Here is a 9,494-nt window from a genome sequence, read left to right as displayed (position 1 = left end):
TGGGCAGGACACGCCATAGACCCATCCATGGGGGCTCGATGGCGCCATCCATGGCGCCAACGGTCCTGCCCAGCCGCACCCTCCGCCTCTGGACACATTTCTGTGAGCGCGGTGCCTCGCCTTTGGTAGCTGCCAACCTTGGTTGGCAACAGCTTTTGACTTTGCTTTTTTCTTTTGACTTTGAATTTCCGCTCTCGTTCCGCGCGCGCAGGAAACTGTCACCCGTCCCCCTCAAGCCACCATCAATGCAGGCGCCGCGAACAACGCTGTAACCCTACTTCGCATACTGCCCGCCGCAGTCGGCATCCTTGCCCGGCCCCAGCTCGATCGTCGCCAGCAAGGCCGCCGGCGGGGCGATGCTGCCTAGCGCCAGGGCCACCGCACCGCGGATGCCCAGCGCCTTGAAGTCCGGGCGGAACGACGGGTCCTTGAACGTGCCGGCAATGTGCAGCGGCGAGCGCAGTACCAGGATGCTCCTGTCCTTCGGGCGCGGCTTCAACAGCAGGTCCAGGGTTTCGTCGCGCAGGCTGACGGTGCCTTCGCCGATGAGGATCGTGTCGGTGGTGTCCACCGCCAGCGCCTGGCTGGTCATCAGGCCGTCGCGCACACCGAAGTCGGCGAAGGCGCAGCGCAGGGGAATCTGCTTGTCGCCGGTCACCAGGAACTTCAGCGATTCGGTGATGTCCAGGCCGGCCAGCTCCATCACCAGGTTGCCGACATGGCCACGGCCCATCGCCAGGCCGACCTTGCCGCTGCTGCTGCCGAGCATCGCGGCGATCGAATTGCCGCGGCCACTCAGGTCCACCTCACCGCCGATGCCGCCCTTGGCCTGTTCGGCCAGCTTGGCATCAGGGAACAGCTGGCCCAGCTGAACGCCGCGCACGCTCGCCTTCAGCGCAGTGCTGATCTGCGGCTGGCGTGCGTCCATGCGGATGGTGCTGCGGATATCGCCGCCGGCGACGCCGAAGTTCAGTGGTGCCAGCCGCAGCACCCCGTCATCCAGCAGCAGATGGGCATCCATGTCGTCCAATGGCAATGACGGTGCGTTGATGCGGTGGGCCTTCCAGCGCACATCGGCATCCATCGCACGCAGCTTGCCGAGGTTGTAGGGCGTGTCCGGAAGCACGCGCGCGCGCGCGGCCACCCGTGCGGCCTCGGCCTTCTGCTCCGCATTGGCGGTTTCGCCGCCGCCGGTCTTCGGCGGCGCGCCGACGAAGCCGGCCAGGTCATCGAAGTCCAGGCGCTTGGATTCCAGCGTCGCGGTCAGCCGCGGACGGTCGCGGCCCACCTCGAACTGAAGACTGCCACCGAGGTCGCTGTCGCCCACCTTGCCGGTGAAACCGTCGTAACTCCAGACGTCGTGGTCGCGTTTCAGGCGACCGTTCAGCGCGTAGGGCGGGGACGGCGGAATGGCGATGCCGAGCAATGGGTAGAGATCGGCCAGGTCCTGGCCACTGAGTGCGAACTGCAGGTCGAACACGCGCAGCTGGAACGGATTGGTCAGCGTGCCGCTGGCCACCGCGTGGGTGGCGCCGGCGCGTCCGTCGAGGTGGATGCGGAACGGGTGGTCGCTGTTGGTCAGTTCCAGCGGTGATTCGGTTCCGCCCTGCAGGGTGAACGGGTTTCCCTGCCAGTGGCCCTTGCCCTGCACCAGCAGCGGCGGCGAGGCATCGGCCTGCTTCGGCTGGCCGCTGCGCACGCCCACGCGGATATCAGTACGGCCCGGTGCGTCGAGGAACTGCAGCCGGCCGTCGTCGATGCGCAGGCGCTTGAGCTGCGGGCTGGTGCCGCCAGCGCTGTCACCGAGGAAGTCCCAGTTGCCCGGTTCGCCCTTGCGAGGGGCGGTTTCCAGCAGCACGTCCGGTCGGGTCAGGCGCACTTCCGGCAGCTGCACGCTGCCGCGCAGCAGGGGCCACACGCGCACATCGATCTCGACGCGGTCGGCCGTGGCCATGTTCGGCTGCCTGGCCCAACCGGCATTGGCGAAGGTGATCGCATCGGCACGGATGGTGCTGGTCCGGCCGAGGTCGACATCCAGATGGCCGATGTGCAGTGCGCGGCCGGTACGGGCCTGCACGGCGTGCTCAACCGGGCCTTTGAACCAGTTCCAGTCCCACAATGCGATCAGTACCAGGATCGCCGCGAGCAGGAAGATCAGCAGCGTCAACCAGCGCCGGCCTCGCGGGCCGGGGCGGCGCAGGCGCCAGCGGTTCGTGCGCTTTGTGGCAGGGGAGGCGGCGGCATTCACGCTGCCATGGTTGCCCCCTCATCGTGGACAGGGCGCGAAGCGTCCATGTGCGCGGCGTGCACGCGCCACGCACGGGCCGGTGCTACAGCACCTGCATGGTGACCGCGACGAAGTGGCAGACGCTGCCACCGATGACGAACAGGTGCCAGATCGCATGCGAATAGGGAATCGATTCGCGGTGGTAGAAATAGGTGCCCAGCGTGTAGGACAGGCCGCCGGCCAGCAGCCAGCCCAGCGTCCAGCCGTCGATCGAGGCCAGCATCGGCTTGACCGCCACGATCACCAGCCAGCCCATGGCCACGTAGATGGCAGTGGACAGGCGCTTGAAGCGACCGGTGTAGAACAGCTTGAACACCACGCCGGCCAGGGCCAGGGTCCAGATCGCGGCGAACAGGCCCCAGCCCCACGGGCCGCGCAGGCCGATCAGGGTGAATGGGGTATAGGTGCCGGCGATCAGTACGTAGATCGCACAGTGGTCGAACACTTTGAGCCGGCCCTTGGCGACCGGGTGCTGGATGGCGTGGTACAGGGTGGACGCGGTGTACAGCAGCAGCAGCGCGATGCCGAACACGATGGCGCCGGCCAGCTGCCAGCCATCGCTGTAGATTGCGGCCAGGGTGATCAGCACCGCGCCGGCGCCCAGGGCGAGCACGGCACCGAGGCCATGGGTCAGGGCGCTGGCGATTTCTTCGCGGATCGAAGCAACGGAAGTCGTGGACATGGCGTAGGCATCGTTCGCGGGGAGGGGGACCCGCACCCCCCTATCATCGCCGCGATGGGCGGCACGTGCACGCCCGTCACCGTATGGTGGGTGAATCCCTGGGTTGCGCCGTTGGTCCCGTGATCCGTCAATCGCCGCCATGCGTGGATGAACCGCCCGCGACGGCTGGGGCCGGAGTCCTTTTCTGTGGAAAGGGATCCGACCCCGTGGCATCAGCCTGCCGAAACGGTGTGCGCCGCTTCGCGTGTGGCCGAGAAACGCACATCCGGCGAGCGTTCCTGGGCCAGCTGCAGGTTGACCCGGGTCGGAGCGAGGTAGACCAGGTGGCCGGCCGCATCCAGCGCCAGGTTGAGCGCGTTCTTCTCGCGGAACTCTTCCAGCTTCTTCTCGTTGCTGCAGTGGACCCAGCGCGCAGTGGTCACGCTGACCGGCTCGAAGGTGGCTTCCACACCGTACTCGTCCTTCAGGCGGTAGGCGGCCACGTCGAACTGCAGCACGCCGACGGCACCCAGGATCAGGTCGTTGCTGGTCAGCGGGCGGAAGAACTGGGTCGCGCCTTCCTCGGACAGCTGGGCCAGGCCCTTCTGCAGCTGCTTGAGCTTGAGCGGATCACGCAGGCGTGCGCGGCGGAACAGTTCCGGGGCGAAGTTGGGAATGCCGGTGAAGGTCACCGCTTCGCCTTCGGTGAAGGTATCGCCGATGGAGATGGTGCCGTGGTTGTGGATGCCGATCACATCGCCGGGCCACGCTTCGGCCGCGATCTCGCGGTCGCTGGCCATGAAGGTCAGCGCGTTGGCCAGCTTCATTTCCTTGCCGGTGCGCACGTGGAAGGTCTTCATGCCGGCGCTGAAACGGCCCGAACAGACCCGCATGAATGCCACGCGGTCACGGTGCTGCGGGTCCATGTTGGCCTGGATCTTGAACACGAAGCCGGTCAGCTTGTTCTCTTCCGGTGCGATTTCGCGGCCGGTGGTGGTTCGCGCCTGCGGCGACGGTGCATGCTCGACGAAAAAGTCCAGCAGCGGCTGCACGCCGAAGTTGTTCACGCCCGAGCCGAAGAACACCGGGGTCTGCTTGCCGGCGCGGTAAGCGTCCAGATCGAACGGATGGCTGGCGCCCTGCACCAGTTCCAGTTCGTCGCGCAGGTCGGCCAGCATCTGTGCACCGATCTTCTCGGCCAGGCCGGGCGCATCGATGGACGGGAAGATGGTCGAGTCCTGGCGGGTGAAGTTGCGACCCGGTTCGTACAGGTGCACTTCGCCGGTCAGCAGGTGAACCACGCCCTTCAGGCGCTGGCCCATGCCGATCGGCCAGGTGACCGGCGCGCACTGGATGCCGAGCACGGTCTCCACTTCATCCAGCAGCTCGATCGGGTCCTTGCCCTCGCGGTCGAGCTTGTTGATGAAGGTCATGATCGGGGTGTCGCGCAGGCGGCACACCTCCATCAGCTTGATGGTGCGCTCTTCCACGCCCTTGGCTACGTCGATCACCATCAGCGCCGAGTCCACTGCGGTCAGCACGCGGTAGGTGTCCTCGCCGAAGTCGGCGTGGCCAGGGGTGTCGAGCAGGTTGACGATCTTGCCCTCGTACGGGAACTGCATCACCGAGGAGGTGACGGAGATGCCGCGTTCCTTTTCCAGCGCCATCCAGTCGGAGGTGGCGTGGCGGGCGGCCTTGCGGCCCTTGACCGAACCGGCCATCTGGATCGCGCCTCCGAACAGCAGCAGCTTTTCGGTCAGCGTGGTCTTGCCGGCGTCAGGGTGGGAAATGATGGCGAAGGTGCGGCGACGCGACGCTTCGATGGCGACTTCGGACATGGCAGTGGCGCCCGCCCGGGGCGCTTTTCAAAGAGATAAGCGCCCGATTATACCGGCCGGGGCCGGTCAGCGCCCGATACCGCCGTCGGCCTCGCCGTGGCGGGCGAACTGCAGCTGGCCCTGCCCGGCGAAGATGCGCACCGGCACCGAGCGCAGGCTCATGCCGCGGTTGACCTGCACCACGAAGTGCAGGTGCGGCGCAGTGCTGTAGCCGCTGTTGCCGGACAGGCCGATCGGTTGCCCGGCTCCCACCGCCTGGCCGCGGCGCACGCGCATGCCGCCGGCCTGGAGGTGGCCGTACAGGGCCATGCTGCCGTCGCTGTGCAGCACGCGGACGAAATTGGCACGGGCACCATCGCGCTCGCGGTCCTGGCCGTTGCCACGGAAGCCATCCTGGATCTGCATCACCGTGCCCTCGCGCGCGGCCAGCACCAGGGTGCCCTCCGGCAGTGCGAAGTCGACCGCGTCACGGTTCTCCTCGTCGTCATGGCTGAATCGCCCCTGCGGCGCCTGGTCCACACGCAGGCGGGCCGCATCGAACGGCAGGCGATAGCCGACATCTTCGGCCTGTGCGGCAGGGTTGCCCGGCACCGACTGCAGGCGCAGATCCAGCAGGCGGCCATCGATCGGGGCGGGCAGGTGGCCGACGACCAGGCTGCTGTCGCCCTGGATCAGCGACTCGACCGGGAGGCCTTCGACCGGGTGTCCGGGGGCGGCGCGCAGCTGGATCTGCAGCGGCCCTGCCAGCCCGTTGTCGATCCGCGCCTGCCATTGCGTACCGACCGGCTGCAGGCGCAACCGGGCCATGGGGGCGGCGCCCTCGGCACTGCCTGCGCGGGTGGCAGGCGCGGAAGGGGGAGCCAGTCCCCAGCCCTGGCGCCAGTCGCCGGCGTGTGCGGTCGCGCTCGCCAGCAGAGGCAACAGCAGGCAGGACAGGGGCAGGCGCGGCATCGGCGTTTCCAGCGAGAGGACCGCCGGGACTGTACCCGATCCTGAACGGGGCGACCGGGACGGCCCTCGCAGACTGATCCTGGAAATATCTATCGCTTTATCCGCATGAAGGGATTGACAGTGCCGGAAAGGGCTGGCATCGTGGCTCCACCATCGAGACCGGCAGAGGGACAGGCCCTTTGAAGCCGGGGCAGCCCGCAGGCGCGCAAGCGTCTGCGTAGGTGCCAAATCCTGCGGGGACCGTGGCGTCCACCGAAAGATGGTTCGAACCATGCACCCCACGTGCATCTCGAACGCGGGCCCGCGAAGGCTCGATGGCCGATTCCCCAACCGGATCCCGCCATGAGCTTCGCTGCCAGTACCGCCATTCGCCCCGAGCCCTTCGTCCCCGTCAGCGTGCCGGTCGCAGACCGCGTGCACGCCGAGCGCGGTGAGTTCGCCGCGGTGCTGTCGATGCGCCATGCAGGCCCCAGCCCGGTGCGCCTGCGCTATGAGTGGGTGGGCCCGGCCAACGCGCCGGTGGTGGTGCTGGCCGGTGGCATTTCCGCCCATCGCCACGTGGCGTCCAACGCACAGTTCAGCGAGAAGGGCTGGGCCGAAGCGCTTGTGGGTACCGGCCGCGCGCTCGACCCGCAGCAGCTGCGCGTGCTGGCCTTCGATTTCATCGGTGCCGACGGTGCACTGGATGTGCCGATCGATACTGCCGACCAGGCCGATGCGCTGGCGCTGCTGCTGGACCATCTCGGCATCCGCACGCTGAAGGCCTTCGTCGGCTATTCGTATGGCGCGCTGGTCGGCCAGCAGTTCGCGATCCGTCACCGCGCCCGCGTGCGCCAACTGGTGCTGGCCAGCGGCGCGCACCGCCCGCATCCCTATGCCGCCGCGTGGCGCGCGCTGCAGCGCCGCGCGGTTGCGCTGGGCCAGCTGCAGTGCGGCGAAGACCACGGCCTGGCCCTGGCCCGGCAGTTTGCCATGCTCAGCTACCGCACCCCGGAAGAATTCGGCGAGCGCTTCGACGCTGCCCCGGAGGTCATCAATGGCCGCGTGCGCGTGGCCGCCGAAGACTACCTCGACGCCGCCGGCGCGCAGTACGTCGCGCGCACGCCGGTGACCGCCTACCTGCGCCTGTCCGAATCGATCGACCTGCACCGTGTCGACCCCGCCGCGATCCTGCCGCCGACCGTGGTGGTGGCCGTGGAGGGCGACCGCCTGGTGCCGCTGGCCGATCTGGTCGGCCTGGTCGAAGGGCTGGGCCCGCGCGGCAGCCTGCGCGTGCTGCGTTCGCCCTATGGCCACGACGCCTTCCTCAAAGAAACCGATCGCATCGACGCGATCCTCGCCACCGCCTTCCGCACCTCTGGAGAGTCCGCATGAGCCTGCACGCCAACGAGCCGTCCTGTAGTCGCACCACTGCCGCCGTCCGTGCGGGCATCGATCGGGACACCGCGCATGGCGCGGTCACGCCGCCGATCGTGCTGTCGTCGAACTTCAGCTTCGAAGGCTTCGGCAACAAGCGCCAGTACGACTACACGCGCAGTGGCAACCCGACCCGCGACCTGCTGGGTGAGGCGCTGGCGGAACTGGAAGGCGGCGTCGGTGGTGTGGTCACCGCCACCGGCATGGGCGCGATCAACCTGGTGCTGAACGCACTGCTGCAGCCGGGCGATACCCTGGTGGTGCCGCACGATGCGTACGGTGGCAGCTGGCGCCTGTTCAATGCGCTGGCCCGGAAGGGCCACTTTGAACTGGTCACCGCCGACCTGACCGATCCGCGCGCACTGGCACAGGCGTTGGCCACCCAGCCGAAGCTGGTGCTGGTGGAAACGCCGTCCAACCCGCTGCTGCGCATCACCGACCTGCGCTTCGTCATCGATGCCGCGCACAAGGCCGGCGCACTCGTGGTGGTCGACAACACGTTCCTGTCACCAGCGCTGCAGCAACCGCTGTCGTTCGGTGCGGACCTGGTGCTGCATTCCACCACGAAGTACATCAACGGCCACAGCGATGTGGTGGGCGGGGCAGTGGTCGCGCGTGATCCGGCAGTGCACGAGCAGCTGGTGTGGTGGGGCAACGCGCTGGGCCTGACGGGTTCACCGTTCGATGCCTTCCTGACCCTGCGTGGCCTGCGCACGCTGGATGCGCGCCTGCGCGTGCACCAGGAAAATACCGCCTCGATCGTTGCCCTGCTGGACCAGCATCCGGCCGTCGGCAGGGTGTACTACCCGGGCCTGGCCGAACATCCCGGCCATGCCATCGCGGCGCGCCAGCAGAGCGGTTTCGGCGCGATGCTGTCGTTCGAGCTTGCGCACTGCGGCGGTGAAGATCCGCACGCGGCAGTGCGCGCATTCGTGGATGGCCTGCGCTGCTTCACCCTGGCCGAATCGCTGGGCGGCGTCGAAAGCCTGATCGCGCATCCGGCGACCATGACCCATGCGGCGATGACCGCCGAAGCACGCGCAGCGGCCGGTATCAGCGAAGGGCTGCTGCGTCTGTCGGTCGGCATCGAGGCCGAGCGCGACCTGCTGGCCGATCTCGGTGCCGCGCTGCAGCGCGCCGAAGTCGTGATCGATGCGGCCGCACGCCGCAAACAGGTGGTGGATGCATGAGCGCACTCGCTGCTGAAATTCCGGCGCTGGGCGCGGGACGCCTGGCGCTGCTCGGTACTGGCACAGTCGGCTCGGCCTTCGTGCAGCGCTACCAGAGGCTGCAGGCTCGCGGGCTGGAACTGCCGAGCGTGCAATGGCTTGCCAACTCGCGTACTGCGCTGGAGATCGATCGTGACCTGGCGTTGCCGCTGGAACTGGCGCGACGTGCGCCACGCGATGGCCAGAGTTCGCCGGCGTGGGCCAGCACCGAAGGGCTGGAGCGTGGCGATGTGGTGGTCGATGCCACCGCCAGCGAAGACGTGGCCGCACGTCACGTGCAGTGGCTGGCGCGCGGCGTGCATGTGGTGACAGCCAACAAGCTGGGCCGTGGTGCGCAGCTGTCACGCGCGCAGGCCATTGCAGACAGCTGTGCCGACAGTGGTGCGCGCTATGGTGACAGCGCCACCGTCGGTGCCGGGCTGCCGCTGCTGAGCAGCCTGCGCGCACTGGTGGCCGGTGGTGATCACATCCATGCCATCGAGGGCGTGCTGTCCGGTTCGCTGGCGTGGCTGTTCCATCGCTATGACGGCAAGTCGCCGTTCTCGGCGGCGGTGCGCGAGGCGCTGGCGGCCGGCTACACCGAGCCGGATCCGCGACTTGACCTGTCCGGCGAGGACGTGCGCCGCAAGCTGCTGATCCTGGCCCGCAGCAGCGGGCTGGCGCTGGATGCTTCGCAGGTGCAGGTGGACTCACTGGTACCTGAAACGCTGGCCGCGTTGCCGCTGGAGGGCGCAGTGGCTGCGCTGGAGCAGCTGGATGCGCCGCTGCAGGCGCGTTGGCAGCGGGCACGCGAAAACGGCCGCGTGTTGCGTTTCGTCGGCCGTGTTGACGGTGGGGGTGCGCAGGTGGGCCTGCGCGAGCTGCCGGCCGATCACCCGTTGGCGCAGGGTGCGGGGACCGACAATCGCGTCGCCATCCACAGTGATCGCTACCGTCGCCAGCCGCTGTTGATCCAGGGCCCGGGTGCGGGCGCGGAAGTCACCGCCGCCGCGTTGCTGGATGACGTGCTGCGGATCGTCGGCTGATCGCACAGTTCTTGTAGAGCCGAGCCCATGCTCGGCTTATCCAGCAGGAGGGGATCTCGCCAGGAGCAGCCGAGCATGGGCTCGGCT

The 9,494-nt window shown here is 68.1% G+C and carries 7 protein-coding genes and 1 riboswitch; of the genes, 3 read left to right on the top strand and 4 right to left on the bottom strand.

Annotation, left to right across the window (positions count from 1 at the left end; translation table 11 throughout):
* Positions 1-274 precede the first annotated feature (274 nt).
* The 4 genes from ABGA94_RS11800 to ABGA94_RS11785 all read right to left on the bottom strand — a co-directional run bounded on the left by ABGA94_RS11800 (position 275) and on the right by ABGA94_RS11785 (position 5,737).
* The gene (locus tag ABGA94_RS11800) at positions 275-2,200 is read right to left on the bottom strand and encodes an AsmA family protein (RefSeq protein ID WP_262233043.1); all 1,926 of its coding nucleotides are present in this window, start codon (positions 2,198-2,200) and stop codon (positions 275-277) included.
* Between the two features lie 130 nt (positions 2,201-2,330).
* Positions 2,331-2,969 (bottom strand): hemolysin III family protein, encoded by a 639-nt coding sequence (locus ABGA94_RS11795; RefSeq protein ID WP_005418403.1) that lies wholly within the window; start codon positions 2,967-2,969, stop codon positions 2,331-2,333.
* Between the two features lie 212 nt (positions 2,970-3,181).
* Positions 3,182-4,786, bottom strand: coding sequence for a peptide chain release factor 3 (locus ABGA94_RS11790; RefSeq protein ID WP_053499606.1), 1,605 nt, complete (start codon positions 4,784-4,786; stop codon positions 3,182-3,184).
* Positions 4,787-4,852: 66 nt separating this feature from the next.
* Positions 4,853-5,737, bottom strand: coding sequence for a M23 family metallopeptidase (locus ABGA94_RS11785; RefSeq protein ID WP_375367360.1), 885 nt, complete (start codon positions 5,735-5,737; stop codon positions 4,853-4,855).
* 147 nt (positions 5,738-5,884) lie between these two features.
* A riboswitch (SAM riboswitch) is annotated at positions 5,885-6,003 on the top strand.
* Between the two features lie 76 nt (positions 6,004-6,079).
* Here ABGA94_RS11785 and ABGA94_RS11780 point away from each other — a divergent pair.
* Genes ABGA94_RS11780 through ABGA94_RS11770 form a run of 3 tightly spaced genes read left to right on the top strand, consistent with a single transcriptional unit; the run spans position 6,080 to position 9,407 of the window.
* Positions 6,080-7,111: a homoserine O-succinyltransferase gene (locus ABGA94_RS11780; protein WP_005418400.1), complete on the top strand. Its 1,032-nt coding sequence runs from the start codon at positions 6,080-6,082 to the stop codon at positions 7,109-7,111.
* On the top strand, positions 7,108-8,343 hold the full coding sequence (locus ABGA94_RS11775) for an O-succinylhomoserine (thiol)-lyase (RefSeq protein ID WP_111129178.1): 1,236 nt from the start codon (positions 7,108-7,110) through the stop codon (positions 8,341-8,343). The genes ABGA94_RS11780 and ABGA94_RS11775 overlap by 4 nt, the downstream gene beginning before the upstream one ends.
* The gene (locus ABGA94_RS11770) at positions 8,340-9,407 is read left to right on the top strand and encodes a homoserine dehydrogenase (RefSeq protein WP_095379366.1); all 1,068 of its coding nucleotides are present in this window, start codon (positions 8,340-8,342) and stop codon (positions 9,405-9,407) included. The genes ABGA94_RS11775 and ABGA94_RS11770 overlap by 4 nt, the downstream gene beginning before the upstream one ends.
* Positions 9,408-9,494: the final 87 nt, after the last annotated feature.

Origin of the sequence: Stenotrophomonas sp. 3diitr2024 (genome assembly GCF_042136455.1) — a bacterium.
GTDB classification, from domain to species: domain Bacteria; phylum Pseudomonadota; class Gammaproteobacteria; order Xanthomonadales; family Xanthomonadaceae; genus Stenotrophomonas; species Stenotrophomonas sepilia.
Note: the sequence above shows the minus strand (reverse complement) of the source record. Positions and strands in the feature narration are given on the sequence as shown.

Coding starts and splice junctions, on each gene's coding strand:
- ABGA94_RS11795 (WP_005418403.1), bottom strand. CDS start 2,969: ATGTCCACGACTTCCGTTGCTTCGATCCGCGAAGAAATCGCCAGCGCC.
- ABGA94_RS11790 (WP_053499606.1), bottom strand. CDS start 4,786: ATGTCCGAAGTCGCCATCGAAGCGTCGCGTCGCCGCACCTTCGCCATC.
- ABGA94_RS11785 (WP_375367360.1), bottom strand. CDS start 5,737: ATGCCGCGCCTGCCCCTGTCCTGCCTGCTGTTGCCTCTGCTGGCGAGC.
- ABGA94_RS11780 (WP_005418400.1), top strand. CDS start 6,080: ATGAGCTTCGCTGCCAGTACCGCCATTCGCCCCGAGCCCTTCGTCCCC.
- ABGA94_RS11775 (WP_111129178.1), top strand. CDS start 7,108: ATGAGCCTGCACGCCAACGAGCCGTCCTGTAGTCGCACCACTGCCGCC.
- ABGA94_RS11770 (WP_095379366.1), top strand. CDS start 8,340: ATGAGCGCACTCGCTGCTGAAATTCCGGCGCTGGGCGCGGGACGCCTG.